Here is a 17,502-nt window from a genome sequence, read left to right on the forward strand (position 1 = left end):
CATGAGCGATCGACGGCTCCCCACCTCGCCCGGTTTCTGGCGCAGCCCGCTGCGCGGCCCCTGGTTCACCTCGGTTCTCGGCCTCGTCCTGCTGGTCGGCATCACCGTGCTCTTCCTGACTGGGCTGATCTCCTATGCCGCCTACAACCCCGACCTGTCACCGGTGAACGACCAGACCCCTGACAAGGGCATCCTCGGTTTCTACCTCTTCGACTGGCCGACCCGTCCGCACTGGCTGTACCGGCTCACCCAGGGTGTCCACGTCACCCTCGGCATCACCCTCATCCCCGTACTGCTGGCCAAGCTGTGGTCGGTGGTGCCCAGGCTGTTCGCCCTGCCCGCGGCCCGGTCCTTCGCCCACGCCGTCGAGCGGCTTTCGTTGCTGCTGCTGGTCGGGGGCGGACTGTTCGAATTCACCACCGGCGTGCTCAACGTCCAGCTCGACTACATCTTCCCCGGCTCGTTCTACCCGCTGCACTTCTACGGCGCCTGGGTCTTCTTCACCGCCTTCGTCGTCCACGCCGTGCTGAAGCTCCCCACCGCGATACGCAACGTCCGACGCGCGCGGACGGGTGGGAGACCGCCGTCGCCGCAGTCCGGCGGGGAGCCGGTGGCACGGCGGCGGGACAGCGAGTCGGTGACGTCACCTGAAGCATCGGTGATGTCGCCGGAGGCACCAGTGGCGTCACCGGAAGAAGCGGGCCTCGTGTCCCCGCGACCCGATCCCGCCACGGTCTCGCGGCGCGGTGCGCTGTGGCTGGTCGGCGGCGGCTCGCTGCTGCTGTTCGTCACCACCGTCGGCCGCAGCTTCGACGGACTTCTGCGGCAGACCGCCGTACTCACCCCGCACGGCGGGGCCGAACCCGGCAGCGGGCCGGGCGGCTTTCAGATCAACAAGACGGCCGCGTACGCGGGCATCAGCACGGCCGAGACGAACGAGCAGGCGTGGCGGCTGGTCGTCACCGGCCGCACCGGCACCGTCCGGCTCCGCCGCACCGACCTGCTGCGGCTTCCGCTGCACAGCTCGGCACTGCCCATCGCCTGTGTGGAGGGCTGGTCGACCTCCGACCAGTGGTGGCGCGGCGTGCGGTTGCGTGACCTTGCGGCACTCGTCGGGTACGACGACCCGCCCGACGTCCTCGTGGAGTCGCTCCAGCGGCACGGTGCCTTCCGCCGGGCCGCCCTGCGCGCCAACCAGGTGCGCGACACACGTTCCCTTCTCGCCCTGTACGTCAACGGCGAGGACCTGACCCCGGACCACGGCTATCCGGCCCGCGTCATCGTGCCCGCGGCGCCCGGTGTGCTCAACACCAAGTGGGTGGCCCGGATGACCTTCGGAGATCTGTGATGCTGCGTCGGCTCCCGCTCGGCAGTCCCCTTCAACTGCTGCTGCTCGCCTGCTCGTTCGCGCTTGCCGCATACGCGGGTGTGCGGCTGTTCGCGGGGGACTGGTTCCAGGTGGCGCTGTGGATCGTCGGGGCCGCGCTGCTGCACGACGTGGTGCTGCTGCCGCTGTACGCGGCGGCCGACCGCGCCGTCGTACGGGCGGCCGGCGCGGTCGGCCGCCGGGAGTGGGCCGTGTACGTCAGGGTTCCGGCAGCCCTGTCCGGGCTCCTGCTGCTCGTGTGGTTCCCGCTGATCAGCGGCCGGGTGGCCCAGAGCTACCGGCTGGCCGCCGGGCTGTCGGCCGACGGCTTCCTGGCCCGCTGGCTGCTGATCACGGCCGTGCTCTTCGGCGGCTCGGCGCTGCTCTTCGCGCTGCGGCTGCGCAGGGCCGCGAAGCACCGCCCGCCCGCCGACCACTGATCGACGGCCCGCCAGCCCGCCCGGCCCGCGTGCCGGAGCAGGGCCGGCGTGCCGAGCCGCGCCCAGGGGAACGGGCTGCCCGTGGCACCCCGGGCGTCGGCCACGTGCACGACCTGGACGCGGACGCGTTCGTCGACGTCCACGGCAGCGGTCTCGGCGATGAGCAGACCGCCCGGGCGCAGCAGCCGGGCCAGGCGACGGAGCAGGGCGCGCGGGTCGCCGCCGATGCCGATGTTGCCGTCCATGAGCAGTGCCGTGTCCCAGCGGCCCTCGCCGGGGACCGGCTCGAAGACGGAGCGGCGCAGGGCCGGCCCGCCGAGGGCCGTGGTGTGGGCGACGGCGGCCTCGCTGATGTCGATGCCGAGGACGTGCCGGTGCTGTGCGGCGAGCGCGGCGACCAGCCGCCCCGGCCCGCACCCGACGTCCAGCACCGCCCCCTCGCAGCGCTCCAGCACTCCCAGGTCCACCGCGTCCGGGTCGGCACACCAGCGTTCCACTTCCAGCGGCAGCAGCCAGCCGTCGGTCCGCCGCAGGAACAGCGGACCGCGGCCGGTGCGCAGGGCCGCGGAGTAGGGCTCGTCGGCGGCCCAGGCGGGGGCGGGTGTCCGTGCGGGTTGCACGGTGGTGGCCCTTCGCGGGGGCTGTGCGGGCCCGGGCGTCCGCGCCGGCTGTGCGGCCGTCCGCGCGGGCTGCCCGGGCGTTGCCGCCCGTATGGGCTGTCCGGACACGCCGGTCCGCGCGGGCTGCGCGGACGGGGCTCCGGTCCGTGCGGGCCGTCCGGACGCGGCTGCCCGGGTGGGCTGGGTGGCGATGGCGTCCGGTGGGGCGATGGTGTCCGATGGCGCGATCTCGTGTGCGGTGCTCATCGGCCCGTGACCGCCGTGAGCCGGGACAGACGTGCGGCGAACCGGCCGTGCGGAGCGCAGGCGGCGACGGCCCGGGCGTCGGCGGCGGTGTCGACGTCACGCAGGCGCGGCAGGTCCTGCACGCGCAGACCCGCGGCGACGAGCCGTTCCCGTTGCACGGCTCCCGTCACGGCCGTCGACATGGGCACGCCCGTGAGGAGGGAGGGATCGGGGTCGGCCAGCCCCAGGGCCCAGAAACCACCGTCCTCGGCGGGCCCGAAGTACGCGTCGCAGCCGGTGAAGTCCACGGTGAGCAGCTCCGGTGTCACCTGCGGTGTGTCCATCCCGATGAGCAGCGCCGGGCCGTCACAGCCCGCGAAGGCGGCGGCGAGCCGGGCGTCCAGGTCGCCCGCGCACTGAGGTACGACGTCGAAGCCGGGCGGAAGCCAGCGCCCGGGCGCACCGTCCAGGACGAGAACACGCCGGGAGGCGGGCGTCGCGGCCACGGTGCGCAGGGTGTCGGACAGCGCCGCCTCGGCGAGCGCCGCCGCCTGACGGGGAGTGAAAGGCGGTGTCAGCCGGGTCTTCACGCTCCCGGGCCGCGGCTCCTTGGCGATGACGAGCAGTGTGGTCACCGGACGACCCCTCCTGTGGCGCGCGGGGCCGGTTCGGCCAGTACCCGGCTCATGTCCCGTACCGCCTGCCAGGTGCCGCGCCAGGTGCCCGTCACCTTCGACGTGCCGGTCCGCGGCAGGTACGGCACGTCGTGCTCGGTGATGCGCCAGCCGGCGTCGGCGGCCCGGACGACCATCTGGAGCGGGTAGCCGCTGCGGCGGTCGGTCAGGCCGAGGGCGAGCAGCGGTTCACGGCGCGCGGCGCGCAGCGGCCCCAGATCGTGCAGCCGCAGGCCCGTGCGGCGCCGCAGTATCCGGGCGAGCGCGAGGTTGCCGGCCCGGGCGTGCGCGGGCCAGGCACCCGGGCGCTGCGGGCGGCGCCGGCCGAGCACCAGGTCGGCCCGGCCGGCGTGCACCTCGTGGACGAACGGCACGAGCAGCGACGGGTCGAGGGAGGCGTCGCAGTCGCAGAAGCACACGATGCTCGCGGTGGCGGCGGTCAGGCCCGCGTGGCAGGCGGCGCCGAACCCACGGCGCGGTTCGTGCACGACGGTCGCGCCCCGGGCCCGCGCCAGCTCCGCCGAGCCGTCGGTGGAGCCGTTGTCCACGACGAGCGCGCGCCAGCCGTCCGGGATGCGGGCCAGTACCCAGGGCAGTGCCTCGGCCTCGTTCAGACAGGGGAGCACCACATCGACGTCCGGTGGTGTGGGAGAGGTCGTCACGGCATTCACCCTACGAACACAAAGGGTGCATACCGGGCTTCGGCTCCTTACGAAACGCGGACGTCGGGCCCCGGGGGACAGGTGGATGCGGCACGGACGAGGGCGCGGTGCGAGGCTGGACGCATGCAGCAGCCGTACGAGCACATCGACGCCGCGTCCGCCGAGCACCGGCCGGTCCCGGCGGCCCGTGTCCTGGTCGTGGAGGACGACCCCACCGTCGCCGAGGTCGTCTCCGGCTACCTGGACCGCGCGGGCTACCTCGTGGACCGGGCCGGTGACGGACCGACGGCGCTGACCCGGGCCGCCGCGCACTGGCCGGACCTGGTCGTGCTCGACCTGATGCTGCCGGGCATGGACGGACTGGAAGTGTGCCGGCGGATGCGCGGGCACGGTCCCGTGCCGGTCATCATGCTCACCGCGCGCGGCGACGAGGACGACCGCATCCTGGGGCTGGAGGTCGGCGCCGACGACTATGTCACCAAGCCGTTCAGCCCGCGCGAACTCGTGCTCCGCGTCGAGTCGGTGCTGCGCCGGGCCCGCCCCGCAGCCGCCTCCCGTCCGCTGAGCGCGGCGGGGCTCGCCGTCGACCCGGCAGCCCGTCGGGCCACCAAACACGGCACCGAACTCGCCCTCACCCTCCGCGAGTTCGATCTGCTCGCCTTCTTCCTGCGTCATCCGGGACGTGCCTTCAGCCGCGAGGACCTGATGCGTGAGGTGTGGGGCTGGGACTTCGGCGATCTGTCGACGGTCACCGTCCACGTACGGCGGCTGCGCGGCAAGGTCGAGGACGACCCCGCCCGGCCCCGGCTGATCCAGACCGTGTGGGGCGTCGGGTACCGCTTCGACCCGGCCGGTCCGGAAGGGAGCTGACCGTGCGCGACATCCTTCTGATCGCTCTGTACGCCTTCCTCGGCGCGGCGGCGACCGGCCTGGCCGGGGCGGGGGTGCTGCGGCTGATCCGGCGTCGCTCGCTGACGGTGTCGCTCGCTGTCGTGGCCGCCGTCGCCGTGTGCGCGATGCTCGCCGGCACCCTGGCCGTGGCGGAGGCGATGTTCCTGTCGGCGCACGACCTGTCCGTCGTGACGACGGTCGCGGCGATGGCGGCGGTCGTGTCCCTGGCCACCGCGCTGCTGCTGGGCCGCTGGGTGGTGGCCCGCAGCCGCGAACTGGCGCGCGCCGCCCGCTCGTTCGGCGACGGCGGCGCCTTCGCCGCGCCCGACGGTCCGGCGACCGCCGAACTGGAGTCGCTCAGCCGTGAGTTGGCCGCCACCAGCGCACGTCTCGCCGCCTCGCGGGAACGCGAGCGCGCCCTGGAGTCCTCCCGCCGTGAACTCGTCGCCTGGATCTCGCACGACCTGCGCACCCCGCTCGCCGGACTGCGCGCCATGGCGGAGGCACTGGAGGACGGGGTGGCCGCCGATCCGGATCGCTACCTCAGGCAGATCCGGACCGAGGTGGAGCGCCTCAACGACATGGTCGGCGACCTCTTCGAGCTGTCCCGCATCCATGCCGGCAGCCTCGCCCTGACGCGTTCCCGGATCTCGCTGTACGACCTGGTCGGGGATGCCCTGGCGGGAGCGGATCCGCTGGCGAAGGAGCTCGGCGTGCGCCTGGTGGGGGAGCGCATCGAACCGGTGCCGGTCGAGGTGGACGGCAAGGAGATGAGCCGCGTGCTCGGCAACCTGCTGGTGAACGCGATCCGCCGCACGCCCGCGGACGGCACGGTCGCCATCGCCGCCGAACGCTCGCCCGAAGGTGTTGTCCTGTCCGTCAGCGACAGCTGCGGCGGCATCCCCGAGGAGGATCTGCCGCGCGTCTTCGACACCGGCTGGCGCGGCACGCACGCCCGCACCCCACCGGCCGGCGCGGGCCTCGGCCTCGCCATCGTCCGCGGCATCGTCGAAGCCCACGAGGGCCGTGCCGCCGTGCGCAACATCCCCGGCGGCTGCCGCTTCGAGGTGACACTGCCCGCAGCCAAGGCCTGAACAGGGGCCGTCCCCGCGCCGTTGCCGGGACCCCCGATTCCTGCACTGGCACCCGCGGCCGCGCCACCGCCCGGTGGATCCGCCGGACGCCCGCTACCCGCGCAGCCCCGCCCGTGCGAACTCCCGCATTCCCTCGGCGAAGCCGACCTCGGCCTTCCAGCCCAGCTCGGTCCGCAGCCGAGAGGAGTCGGCCGTGATGTGGCGTACGTCGCCCAGACGGTACTCGCCGGTGACCACGGGTTCGGGTCCGCCGTACGCGGCGGCCAGCGCCCGTGCCATCTCGCCGACGGTGCGCGGCTCGCCGCTGCCGGTGTTGTACGTGGTGAGCACACCCGGGGGCGCCTCGGCCGCCAGTGCCACGACGTTGGCCGCGGCCACGTCCCGCACGTGCACGAAGTCGCGCCGCTGCCGTCCGTCCTCGAAGACCCGCGGCGCCTCACTGCGGGCGAGAGCGGAACGGAAGAAGGAGGCGACGCCCGCGTAGGGCGTGTCACGCGGCATCCGGGGCCCGTAGACGTTGTGGTAGCGCAGCGACACCGCCGAACCGCCCGTCGACCGGGCCCAGGCGGTCGCCAGGTGCTCCTGGGCCGCTTTGGTGGCGGCGTACACGTTCCGGGGATCGACCGGGGCGTCCTCGCCGACCAGTCCGGGAGACAGTGCCTCGCCGCACGCCGGGCAGGTCGGCTCGAACCGGCCGGCGTCCAGGTCGCGTACGGTCCGCGGACCCGGCCGCACCGGCCCGTGCCGTCGGCACTCGTACCGGCCCTCCCCGTAGACGACCATGGATCCGGCCAGGACAAGGCGCCGTACGCCCGCGTCCGCCATGGCGGTGAGCAGGACGGCGGTTCCCAGGTCGTTGCGGGACACGTACTCCGTCGCGTCGGCGATCCCGTTGCCGAGGCCGACCATCGCCGCCTGATGACACACGGCGTCCACGTCGGTCAGGGCACGGGCCACCGCCTCGGGATTCCGCACGTCCGCACCCGGGTCCGCCCGCACGTCGAACACCACGGGATCGTGCCCGCGCTCCGCCAGCGCCTCGACGACATGGGACCCAATGAACCCGGCACCGCCGGTGACCAGTACACGCATGCCGTCACGCTAGGCCGCCGCCCGCGCAGAACCCCACGACCGCGCCGACGACGTCACCCCTCCGTAAGACACCGCGCGACGGCCGACCGGCCGACCTGCGCCCGCACTGCCGAAGGAGGCCGCAATTCAGGCCAGTTCACGGTCACGATGCACCCCCGCAGCGGTATCCCCGCTCGCAAGGCCCAACTCGGCTTCCCTCCCCGCGTGTTCGACCGTCCGCGAGGCAAGCGACGGCCGTTGCGGAGCGAAGCCACCCGCCGACTCGCCATCACTCGTACCGAAGCGCACGATGGAAACAGGGGGTACGGCATCGCGGGCCGGACGCGAGCCCGCGCGGTCGGCGCGAGGAGGCCAGCATGACCGTTGCACCGACCGGGCTCCACCTGGGCGGCGTGGAGTCCGAGAACCATCCCTGGAAGATACGCCTCGTCGATCATCCCAAGCGCTTCGAATCCTCGTACTTCCGCGCCGCGAAGGAGGCGGCCAAGAAGATCCTCGCCGAGATGGCCGATGCGGACCTGCCCTACGGTCCCCGCCCCACCGGCGCCGAGCACTGGGAGATGCACCACGGCGGCAGCCTGTGGGTGAAGGGACGCGGCGGCTGGCGCATGTACCGCGCCCGGGTCGGCGTCGAGTGGAGCATGCAGTTCTGCGCCGAGCCGGTCAAGGTCGACCGGCTGCGGCGGGAGGCCGCCGAACTCCTGGACGCCTTTCCGCTCACCCTGCCCGCGCTGCGCGCACTGGGCTACGACGAGGCCGAGCAACTCCTGCGCACCGCGGTCACCGACGCCGACGGCGTGGAGGCGTGGACCGACTCGCTGTTCAATGCCTGTGTGCCCATGAGCCACGGAAACCACCAGGGCATCCTGCCGAAGGTGCCCGGGGAGCACCACTACCCCTGGCCCGTCAAAGGCGCGGACTTCGTCCGGTACGACGACTTCCAGCTGTGGGTGACGCTGCCCGACGGAACCCACGGCGCCGTCGCCCCCGTGGACCGGCGGGGTTCGGGGGACGGACATGTACGCCTGGTGCACGCACCGGAGGGCAGCGAGGCCGCCGGCACGCTGGCGGAAGCCCAGGAGGCCGGGAAGATGGCCGTCTTCCCGCCGAACAGCAGGGTGGCGCTTGAGGCGTTCGCGCAGCAGATCGAGCCGGGAAAGCGCACCGCCTCGGGTCCGCTGTCTCCCGGTGCCGGGCACCGTGACGGCGGACCACGGCGGAGCCACGGACACACCGGTCGGCCGAGGTGACCCGAGTTTCACAGCGGGAAGGTCATCACGGGCTCATACCCCTCCGGCCGATCGGCGGGGTAGAGGAGGCTGATCCGGGTGAACCGCTGGAACTGCGGGTCCTTCGCCCACGGCCGCGGTTCGTCGAGCCGCACGATGACCGGGTACGAGTGGAACCTGCCCGCCGCGCAGTAGGGCTTGCAGTCGTTCACGAAATTGAAGCCCCTGGCCGTTGCCGAGCGCGAGCCCCACTGGGACCAGTGCAGCGAGGCGAGGCGGCTGTTGCCGTCGCCGCAGGCGAGGATGAAGTCGTGGGGCCGCTCCCGCGGATTGAAGGAGCAGTCGACGATCACGGGACGCCCGGCCTGCCGTGTCACAGCATGCGCGGCCATCGGTGCCGTCGACGGCGCGGCGGAGGCCGTTCCCAGGGGCGCTGTGAGCGACACGGCGGCACAGAACGTGACCGCCATCCTGGCCATGAGTGTCCGCATCCCCTGCCATCCTCTCGCCGGCGTTGAGACTGTACCGACGCTACGGCGATGTCAGGGGATGCACCACTCGTACGGAGCAGCGCCGGCCCTCGGCGGCGAGGCGGGTCTCAGCCGCATGCCCGGGCCTCACCCCACCCGGGGCGGCGGCTCGGCGAGCCGTCTTCCGCCGGGCTGTGATCGTGCCGTCTGCGGAGCTCCTGCGCGGGCACGGACGCGGGCGCACCGAGGGGCGGGTCGTCGTCGCCGTCCTGCGGCTGGCACGTGTCGCACAGCTCGTGCTGTCCGTCGCGGGTGATGAGGGTCCCCCAGCCCAGGCAGTGCTCGCAGTCACGAGCAAGCAGCAGGTCGGGGTGGGGAGGCGGGGTGGGGCTGTGGTGGGCTCCGTACGCCATGCGGGAGCGGCTCCTCGAAGTCGCGGTAGGGATGCACACCATTTTGTCTGAATTTTCAGCTATGTCTAGAAGGTCTCTTTTTTTGGTGAACGGGGGCACGGTGAGTAATCACGGTTCAGGGACGCACCCCGTCGATGGCGATGTCGAGGTGGCGCGGTCCGCGCAGCACCGCGTTCTGCCGGTACGGCGGCGGGTCCTCCACCAGCCGGGGATTCTCCAGGCGGCGGGCCAGCTCGACCAGCGCGATTTGCGCCTCCAGCCGGGCCAAGGGCGCCCCGAAGCAGCTGTGGATGCCGCTGCCGAAACCGAGGTGCTCGATGTCCTTGCGGTCCGGGTCGAACCGGTCGGGGTCCTCGAAGCGCTCCGGGTCCCTGTTGCCCGCGGCCAGGACGAGCCAGATACGTGATCCCTTCGGAATCGTGACCCCGCGCAGCTCGATGTCGGCGATGCAGGTGCGCTGCGGTACGAGCTGCACCGGGGGCTCGTAGCGCAGCAGTTCCTCCACGATGTTGGCCGCCAGGCCCGGGTCGTTGCGCAGCCTGTCGAGGACCTCCGGGTGGCGCAGCAGGGTGAGCATGCCGTTGGTGATGAGGTTGACCGTCGTCTCGTGGCCCGCGATCAGCAGCAGGACCGCTGTGCTCAGCACCTCCATCGTCGTCATGGGCCGGTCCTCGCCGTGGACGCTCACCAGCTCGGACAGCATGTCGTCACGGGGTTCCCTGCTCCGCTGCTCCACCAGTCCGGCGAGGTACATGCCCAGCTGCAGCCGTGCCTCCCGGGCGGTCCGCCCCCGCTCGGCGCTGTCGTCGCCGGTGTCCGGATCCAGGCCGGCCACGATCGGGTCGACCCAGGAACGGAAACGCGGCTCGTCCTCGCGCGGCACCCCCAGCAGGCGGCAGATCACCGTCACCGGGAAGGGGTAGGCGAACTGGTCGACCAGGTCGATCTGCCCGGCACCGTCCAGGCCGTCGATCAGCCCGGAGACGATCTCGGCCAGTTCGGAGCGCATGGAGTCGATCCGGTGGGGGCTGTGCGGCGGCCCGAAGGGGCGGTTGGCGATCCGCCGCAGCCGGTCGTGCTCGGGAGGGTCGAGCCGGATGAAGCTGGGCGGCAGCCCGGTCTCCTCCTGGCCGCCCGCTTCGTCGGCGCCCGCAGCGGCGAGGTTGGCGGCGTCCGAGCTGATCCGCGGGTCGTGCAGCAGGTTGAGGATGTCCCAGTAGGAACTGACGAGGTAGGGGCCGCTCTCCTCCTCGTGCAGGACCGGAGTCTTGCGGAGCTCCTCGTACAGCGGATAGGGGTTCGCGCGATTGGCGTAATCGGTGATCCGGTGCAGGAGCGAGGCTTGCGTCATGAGGCGTCCTTGGGGCGTGAAGGTCCGGGGCGGCGGCGGGCGGGGCGCGGGCGGCCGGGCATCGGTCAGTGGCGGCCGGGGGTGAAGACCAGGCGCCGCTCGGTGGGCGAGTAGCCGCTGAGGGTCACCGTCGGGCCGTGCGTCGGCAGGGACGGGTCGGGGAAGTCGGCCGGAACCGGCTTGCGGCCCTCCGGGCGACGGTCCACGGTCGGGAACTCCACCGGGAAGGGCGCCGCCGTCTCGATCAGCTGCTGGTAGAACTGCAGCCAGCGAGTGCTGTCGAAGCTCACGGCGGCGATGACACGGCCCTGGTAGCCGTACGCCCCGATGAACCGGCGCTCGGCGAGCGATCCCTGCGTGATCATGATCTCCTCGCCCATCGACGGGACGCCGACCGACTTGATGTTCACGCCGAACTGCGACGACCAGAAGGCCGGCACCCACAGGTGCGGCCGGCGGTCGGCGCCGGAGCTGATCATGTTGTGCGCGGCGACCTCGGCCTGGCTGACGGCGTTGCCCCAGTGTTCGAGGGAGAGGAACTGGTAGCCGAACAGCGGGTGCGGGGACCGCGCGACATCGCCGGCGACGAAGACGTCGTCGGTCACGATCCCCCGGAAGTCGAAGGCCCGGCAGCCCGCGTCGCACGCGATGCCCCGGGGGCCCGCGCCGAGCCCGGATCCGGCCAGCCACTCGGTGTTGCGGGTGGCGCCGAGGGAGACGATCACGACGTCCGTCTCCACGACGCTTCCGTCGGACAGATGAGCGGCCCGCACCCTGCCCACCGAGTCACCCTCCAGACCGGTGACCATGACGCCGGTGCGCAGGTCCACACCGTTCTCCCGCTGCAGTTCGGCGGCGACCGCACCGACCACCCCGCCGAGCGCGCCCACCAGGGGTGCGTCCGCCCGCTCCGCCACGGTGACCGCGATGCCCTGCTCCCGGCAGGCGGAGGCGATCTCCGAACCGGTGAAGCCCGCCCCGATGACGAACACCCGCCGAGGCGAGGCCTTGAGCCGCCGCTGCAGTTTGATCGCGTCGTCGCGGGTCCGCAGCACGAAGACGCCGTCCAGCTGGGCCTCGCTCTCCTTCGGCCAGGGCCTGGCACGGACGCCGGTCGCGATCAGCAGTCGGTCGTACTTCACCTCGTCGCCGTCGGCCAGGCGCACCCGCTTGGCCGCCATGTCGAGGCCGGCGGCCGCCACACCCAGGCGCCACTTCGCGTCGAGCTCCCTGCGGCGGGGCAGGTCGGTGTGGTGCGGGGAGGCCTTGCCGAGCAGGACGGCCTTGGACAGCGGGGGCCGGTCGTAGGGCTCGTACGGCTCGTCACCGATCATGGTGAGCGATCCGGTGAAGCCCTCGGCGCGCAGCGTCTCGGCGGCCCGCAGCCCCGCCAGTGACGCGCCCACGATGACGATGCGGCCCTCGTGCCTGAGCCACTGCTGGAAGTCCTCAGCGGCCATCGGACGTCCCCTGCCCGGCCTCGGCGGGCCGATCGCCCACGCCGCCCAGCGCGTCGGTGGTGATCGCCCGCACCGGACAGGCCACCACGGCGCGCCCCACTTTCTCCCGATGCTCCTCCTCGGCGCGCGGGTTGTAGACGAGCGACTCCTCGCCGTGCATGGAGAACACCTCGGGTGCGAGGAAGGCGCACTGGGCGTACCCCTGGCATCTGTTGAGATCGACGACAAGCCTCATCGGCGCTCCGCTCTTCGGCGGCCAGGTCTTCGGGAAGCCCCTGCTGTGCAGGCGCCCTCGGACGGCGGTCAGCTCCTCCGGACCAGCATCGAAGCTCCGGCAGGTGCCGCGCTCGCCGAGGCCCGCCGAAGGAGTGACCCGCCGGGCCGGCCGAGGGCCGGGCCGCGCGTCATGAGACTGCCGGGGCCATGGACCGCTCCCCGCCGCTCATGAGCAGGATGTAGACGCTGAGAACCAGCGACCACGCCGGGAAGACCAGCTCCGACCAGGGGACGTTCGTCGAGACGAAGAGCAGCGTCACGGCCGTCGCAGCGCCCAGCAGCGTCAGCCACCGGGGCAGGATCCGCAGACGGTGTCCGATCAGCGACGTGGAGAACGCGAAGACCGCTGCCATGCGCATCGCGTATCCGGTCATCAGGGAGTACGCGAGACGGCGGCCGAAGTCCCAGGTGGGCAGTCCCGGAGAGCTGCCGGGGGTGTGCGCGGTGGCCAGCACCGCCCCGGCCGCCGCGGCCGCCGTGAACATCGTGGCCACGAAGAGCAGGCCGCTGCCCAGGAAGACGGTGGCCAGGAACCGGTCCTCGGCATCCCCGACCCGGGCCCGCACCACACCGACGAACCACAGGAAGAGGATCCCGGCGAACGGCACCAGCGCGAGCGCCGCCTGGACCGCGCTGCGCCGTGCCGAGTCGGTGAAGCCGTTCGAGGTGACCGTGCTGGCGCCCCCCGGAACCCCCAGCCGGATCAGGACGATGGCCGCCGCGAGCAGCAACGCGAAAAGGACCCCGGCCAGCCCTGCGGCCCGCGGAGTCTCCAGCGCCCGCTGCCCGGGCCCCTTATTGCTCACGAGCCGCTCGCTTCCTGTGCGGGGCGGCCCGGCAGGTGCGGGCCGCCCCCTCGCGGAACCCGTGCCGTCGTCACTTGAGGTAGCCGAGGATGGTCATCATGCCGGACTCGGAGTGGTACTGGTTGTGGCAGTGGAGCATCCACAGGCCCGGGTTGTCGGCGTAGAAGTCGACCACCAGCTTGCGGTGGGGCAGGACGATCGCGGTGTCCTTGCGGGCGCCGACGGCGTCGAGGCCGGTCATGGCGAAGGTGTGTCCGTGCAGGTGCAGCGGGTGCCACATGTCCGTCGCGTTGGCGAGGGTCAGCCGCACTCGTTCGTCCTTGCGGACCGGGTGGCGCTGTTGCACCGAGTAGGGGCGGTGGTCGAAGGCCCAGTTGTACCTCTCCATGCCGCCGGTCAACCTGACGCGGATCTCGCGATCCGGCTCGTCGTCGTCGAGCGCCACTTCGTCCTGCGGCACGAGACGTCTGGCCGGGACGATTTTCCCGTCGAGTTCGTCCGGACGCACCGAGGGCGCGGGCAGGTTCCGTCCGCTGTCGGTGCGCAGGACCGCCAGCGCCTGCGCGTTCTTGCCCTCCGCGAGCGCGACCAGGGGGAACACCCCGTCCTGCGCGGTGACCATGACGTCGTAGCGCTCGGCCATGCCGATCAGCAGCGCGTCGGTGCTCGTGTGCTCCACCGGGTAGCCGTCCGTGTGCGTCACCGTCATCCGGTGACCGCCCAGTGCCACCCGGAAGGCGGTTTCGGATCCCGCATTGATGATCCGCAGCCGGATGCGGTCGCCGCGACGGGCCCGGAAGACCGAAGGAGCGTGCGGAAGGCGGCCGTTGACCAGGTAGTACGGGAACGCGACATGGCCGCCCACGCCGTTCAGCAGACGGCTGTGGGAGTCCCGGAGGATACGGGAGGGACCGCTGGAGCGGCCGTGGGCCGACGAGTGCCCGTGGTCGGGCGTGGCGCGACCGGGGCCGGCGTGTGCGTGCCCGTGGCCGCCGTCCATGTCCCCGCCCATGCTCATGGGCGCCTTGCCGCCCCGCAACTGCGCCAGCACCGCGTCCGGGGTGGAGCCGTCGACGCCGTCCACCCAGTCGTCCAGCACGACGATCCATTCCTTGTCGTAGGACCCCCGTTCCCTGGGATCGTCCACGATCAGCGGGGCGTACAGGCCGCGGTCGGGCTGCATCCCCTGGTGCGAGTGCAGCAGGTACGTGCCCGGGTGCGTCACGGCGAAGCGGTAGGTGAACTCGCCGCCCGGCCGGATGGCTTCCTGGGTCAGGTCCGGCACGCCGTCCATGTCGCAGCGCATGCGCACACCGTGCGAGTGCAGGGTGGTCGACACGGGCAGGTCGTTGGCGAGGGTGACCTCCAGAGTGTCTCCCGCGGTGACGCGGACCCCCTTGCCGGGCACCGTGTCGCCGTACGTCCAGGTCCTGACGGTCTTCCCTCCCAGGTCGAGTTGCCGCTCGGCGGCGGTGAACCTGAACCTGCGCAGGGGACCCGACCCGCGTTTCCGCTCGACGGCCAGCACCTCGGGATCGGACGGGTTGACGTATCCCTTGGGTCCCTTGGGTACGAAGCCGGGCCCACCGCTCCCGGAGCCCGACGCGGAGCCCGAGCGCGAGCCGGACGGGGAGCCGGGCCCGGAGTTGGAGCCCGACCCGGAACAGGCGGCCAGGGCTCCCGAGCCGGCGGCCGCGATCGTGGCACTGAGCAAGGTACGCCGCGTAGGTGTCTTCATGACTGAATAACACACGTTTTGTGCTGATATGTGCGGTAACCGCGACGGCGCGTCTCGCGGTCGAGGGCCAGATTCTCCATACGGGGCAACGCGCAACAAGCTTTTGAACACGTTCAAAAATGGCCTGGAGTTGCCGCCGTACGAGGGAACGGGGAGAGGGGCCTTATGGAGATCGTGATACCCGGTGGGACGGGACAGGTGGGTACGGTCCTGAACCGCGCGCTGACCGCCGCCGGGCACGAGGTCGTGGTGCTCAGCAGACGGCCGGCGGGTCGGGGCGAGGTGCCGTGGGACGGGAGGACGCTGGACTCGTGGGCCGAGGTGATCGACGGCCGCGACGTCGTGGTCAACCTGGCCGGCCGCAGTGTCAGCTGCCGGTACACCGCCGCCGTGAGATTGCTGTGAATTCGCGGGGCGATTGAACAGACGGCGGCTCAGCGCCGTATGGGACCGGGGGATGTATATGCCCGGTCGACCACGAGGCGTAGGAGTAGCTCCTTGAGACGGAACACGCGTAGACGGCCCACAGGTCCACGACGGGCGACCTTTGCCGCGGTCGCTCTGATCCTGGGGGGAGGCGGACTGGTCGCGGCGAACGTCTACGCGTCGGCCACCGAAGGCACCTCGGCCCCGGGTTCGGCCGACGGGGCGCCCGGCAACGGGCAGGGCCGGGCGTGGGGAGCCGGCACCGTCGTCTGCCCGGACGTCGGCAGCCGGCTGACCTCGGTGCCCGACGCCGCCCGGGCGCGTGTCGACGAACAACTCGCCGCCCTCGACGAGCAGATCGCCAAGGCCTACCGGCAACTGCAGGACTCGGCACGGTCCGTACAGCAGGACCCCGGCCTGGCCGACCGCACCATCATGACCCCGCTCAAGGAGAAGCGGACCGCCACGATCGAACGCATCGTCAACGCCCTTGGCACGGGCGGCAACCATCCGCAGGAGATGGAGAACCTCGCGGCCTGCACGCTGCGCGCGGCCGGCAACCAGGCCAACGGCGCGGGGAGCGACGGCAAGGATCAGACCGGCCACCAGGCGCAGGGCAACGGCGGGAACAACCAGGGCCAGGGGACCGGTCCGCAGCAGGGAGGCCGGCCGGGCGGCAACGGCGGACAGGCCGGAAACGGCGGACAGGCGGGCAACGGACCCGTGCCCGCGGACTACGCGGACATCACCACCGTCCAGCCCGACGTGACCCGCCCGCGTGCCGGGGCCGACGCCTCCCGCGGCTCCTTCGCCTCCGCCTGCGGGGTCAACGCAGGGGGCCTGTTCAACTCCGACAACGTCATCGTCGCCCCGGGCGTGACCAACGGCGCCCACCACTTCCACGACTACGTCGGCAACCAGGCCAACAACGCCTTCGCCAGCGACGAGGACCTGGCGAACGGCGACACGAGCTGCGAGGACAAGGGCGACAAGTCCTCGTACTACTGGCCCGTGCTGCGCCTGCAGAACGGAACCCAGGAGCGGGACGCCAACGCGCCGGGCGGCGGAACCGAGGGCAACGCGGGGCAGATCGTCACCCCGAAGCAGGTGACGCTGACCTTCGAGGGCAACCCGCGCGGCAAGGTCACGGCCATGCCGCGCCTGCTGCGCATCATCACCGGCGACGCCAAGGCGTTCGTCAACGGCCCCGCCAATGCCAATGCCTCGTGGAGCTGCACCGGGTTCGAGGACCGGCAGCTGAAGGACAAGTACCCGCTGTGTCCGCAGGGCAGTGACGTGGTGCGCACCTTCCGGTTCCAGAGCTGCTGGGACGGCCGGAACATCGACAGCGCCAACCACCGCACCCACGTGGCGTTCGCCGACGCCGACGGCAACTGCCCGGACGGCTTCCGGGCCATCCCGCAGCTGGTGCAGCGCCTCGTCTACGATGTGCGCGCCCCGAGCCTCGGCGACGGCGGCCGTACGACTCCGCTGTTCGCGGTGGACTCCTTCCCGGAGCAGTTGCACAAGCCCGTCACGGACCACGGGGACTTCATCAACGTCTTCGACGAGCAGCTCATGCGCCAGATGGTCGACTGCATCAACAGCGGTCGCCGGTGCGGCTCGGGAGCCGACCAGGCGCCGGGCTCCGGCGGGCAGTCGCAGCAGCCGCAGTCACCGCAGCCGACGCAGGGCGCTCCGACGGCGACCCCCGGCTCCCCGGCCGGAGGGAACGGCGGCGCGGGCACCGGTGACGGCGCAAGCACTCCGTCGGCGACGCCCACGATCGGCGCGCCGGCCACGGCGCCGACGGACGCCGCGCCGACGCACGTTGCACCGGCCACGCCACCTGGAGGCGGCGGCCACTCCACCGTCCCCGGAACACTGGAACCCAAGGCCTACACGACTCCCTCGGCCGGGCGGAGCGCGACGGGCGCGCCGGCCGGCAGTGGGTCGGGCAGTGGGTCGGGCGGCGCAGCCGACAGCCAGTCGGGCGGTGGCGGTTCGGCGCAGACGCCGGCCGCCGACGGCAACGGGCAGTCCGCGGGCGCACCGCAGACCGAACCGCAGGCGGTCAAAGGAGGTCTCGCGGAGACGGGCGCCCAGCTGTGGCCGGCAGCGGCCGGCGCGATCCTCGTGATCGCCGGCTTCCTGCTGCTTCGCCGCATCCGGCGCGGCACCATGTGACATCCCCGTCGGAGCGCCGGGATGCCCTGCTGGGCGATGCATGCGCAGGACCCGCCCGGCGCTCGAAGCGCGTGCCCCACCC

Annotated in this window: 16 protein-coding genes and 1 pseudogene; 6 read left to right on the forward strand and 11 right to left on the reverse strand. The window is 72.3% G+C overall.

Annotated features, from left to right (window positions below; genetic code table 11):
- Position 1: 1 nt before the first annotated feature.
- A complete protein-coding gene (locus AB0A61_RS18965) occupies positions 2-1,348 on the forward strand; it encodes a molybdopterin-dependent oxidoreductase (protein WP_361293039.1) in 1,347 nt (448 codons plus the stop codon).
- A 313-nt stretch (positions 1,349-1,661) separates the two neighbouring features.
- Here AB0A61_RS18965 and AB0A61_RS18970 read toward each other — a convergent pair whose 3' ends face one another.
- From AB0A61_RS18970 to AB0A61_RS18980, 3 genes are all read right to left on the reverse strand, one after another.
- Positions 1,662-2,426 carry a methyltransferase domain-containing protein gene (locus tag AB0A61_RS18970; RefSeq protein WP_361293281.1) on the reverse strand — a complete coding sequence of 255 codons (765 nt, stop codon included), beginning with the start codon at positions 2,424-2,426 and terminating at the stop codon, positions 1,662-1,664.
- Positions 2,427-2,668: 242 nt separating this feature from the next.
- A complete protein-coding gene (locus AB0A61_RS18975; protein ID WP_361293041.1) occupies positions 2,669-3,286 on the reverse strand; it encodes a DUF2064 domain-containing protein in 618 nt (205 codons plus the stop codon).
- Positions 3,283-3,996, reverse strand: a complete 714-nt coding sequence (locus tag AB0A61_RS18980) for a glycosyltransferase family 2 protein (protein WP_361293043.1) — start codon at positions 3,994-3,996, stop codon at positions 3,283-3,285. The genes AB0A61_RS18975 and AB0A61_RS18980 overlap by 4 nt, the downstream gene beginning before the upstream one ends.
- A gap of 114 nt (positions 3,997-4,110) precedes the next feature.
- On the opposite strand from AB0A61_RS18980, the gene AB0A61_RS18985 reads away from it, so the two are divergent.
- Positions 4,111-4,857 (forward strand): response regulator transcription factor, encoded by a 747-nt coding sequence (locus tag AB0A61_RS18985; RefSeq protein WP_361293045.1) that lies wholly within the window; start codon positions 4,111-4,113, stop codon positions 4,855-4,857.
- Positions 4,858-4,859: 2 nt separating this feature from the next.
- The gene (locus AB0A61_RS18990; RefSeq protein ID WP_361293047.1) at positions 4,860-5,972 is read left to right on the forward strand and encodes a HAMP domain-containing sensor histidine kinase; all 1,113 of its coding nucleotides are present in this window, start codon (positions 4,860-4,862) and stop codon (positions 5,970-5,972) included.
- A 93-nt stretch (positions 5,973-6,065) separates the two neighbouring features.
- Here AB0A61_RS18990 and AB0A61_RS18995 read toward each other — a convergent pair whose 3' ends face one another.
- Positions 6,066-7,064 carry an NAD-dependent epimerase/dehydratase family protein gene (locus tag AB0A61_RS18995; protein ID WP_361293049.1) on the reverse strand — a complete coding sequence of 333 codons (999 nt, stop codon included), beginning with the start codon at positions 7,062-7,064 and terminating at the stop codon, positions 6,066-6,068.
- A gap of 356 nt (positions 7,065-7,420) precedes the next feature.
- Here AB0A61_RS18995 and AB0A61_RS19000 point away from each other — a divergent pair, with 356 nt between their 5' ends.
- The gene (locus AB0A61_RS19000) at positions 7,421-8,314 is read left to right on the forward strand and encodes a DUF6424 family protein (protein WP_361293051.1); all 894 of its coding nucleotides are present in this window, start codon (positions 7,421-7,423) and stop codon (positions 8,312-8,314) included.
- Positions 8,315-8,322: 8 nt separating this feature from the next.
- Here the strand turns inward: AB0A61_RS19000 and AB0A61_RS19005 are convergent, their stop codons facing one another.
- The 7 genes from AB0A61_RS19005 to AB0A61_RS19035 all read right to left on the reverse strand — a co-directional run bounded on the left by AB0A61_RS19005 (position 8,323) and on the right by AB0A61_RS19035 (position 14,807).
- Positions 8,323-8,784 (reverse strand): hypothetical protein, encoded by a 462-nt coding sequence (locus tag AB0A61_RS19005; protein ID WP_361293053.1) that lies wholly within the window; start codon positions 8,782-8,784, stop codon positions 8,323-8,325.
- Between the two features lie 107 nt (positions 8,785-8,891).
- Positions 8,892-9,176, reverse strand: a complete 285-nt coding sequence (locus tag AB0A61_RS19010; RefSeq protein ID WP_361293055.1) for a hypothetical protein — start codon at positions 9,174-9,176, stop codon at positions 8,892-8,894.
- A gap of 115 nt (positions 9,177-9,291) precedes the next feature.
- Positions 9,292-10,527, reverse strand: coding sequence for a cytochrome P450 (locus tag AB0A61_RS19015; protein ID WP_361293057.1), 1,236 nt, complete (start codon positions 10,525-10,527; stop codon positions 9,292-9,294).
- A gap of 65 nt (positions 10,528-10,592) precedes the next feature.
- Entirely contained in the window at positions 10,593-11,987 is a 1,395-nt protein-coding gene (locus AB0A61_RS19020; RefSeq protein ID WP_361293059.1) for an FAD/NAD(P)-binding oxidoreductase, read from the reverse strand.
- Positions 11,977-12,222 carry a ferredoxin gene (locus AB0A61_RS19025; protein ID WP_361293061.1) on the reverse strand — a complete coding sequence of 82 codons (246 nt, stop codon included), beginning with the start codon at positions 12,220-12,222 and terminating at the stop codon, positions 11,977-11,979. Before AB0A61_RS19025 ends, AB0A61_RS19020 begins: the two co-directional genes overlap by 11 nt.
- A gap of 169 nt (positions 12,223-12,391) precedes the next feature.
- Positions 12,392-13,069, reverse strand: coding sequence for a hypothetical protein (locus AB0A61_RS19030; RefSeq protein WP_361293063.1), 678 nt, complete (start codon positions 13,067-13,069; stop codon positions 12,392-12,394).
- Positions 13,070-13,139: 70 nt separating this feature from the next.
- A complete protein-coding gene (locus AB0A61_RS19035; RefSeq protein ID WP_361293065.1) occupies positions 13,140-14,807 on the reverse strand; it encodes a multicopper oxidase family protein in 1,668 nt (555 codons plus the stop codon).
- 165 nt (positions 14,808-14,972) lie between these two features.
- On the opposite strand from AB0A61_RS19035, the pseudogene AB0A61_RS19040 reads away from it, so the two are divergent.
- Positions 14,973-15,194, forward strand: a pseudogene (locus AB0A61_RS19040) (NAD-dependent epimerase/dehydratase family protein); the annotation flags it as partial.
- Positions 15,195-15,305: 111 nt separating this feature from the next.
- The gene (locus AB0A61_RS19045) at positions 15,306-17,420 is read left to right on the forward strand and encodes a DUF1996 domain-containing protein (protein ID WP_361293067.1); all 2,115 of its coding nucleotides are present in this window, start codon (positions 15,306-15,308) and stop codon (positions 17,418-17,420) included.
- Positions 17,421-17,502: the final 82 nt, after the last annotated feature.

This window comes from Streptomyces sp. NPDC046197 (genome assembly GCF_040646295.1).
Taxonomy (GTDB): Bacteria; Actinomycetota; Actinomycetes; order Streptomycetales; family Streptomycetaceae; genus Streptomyces.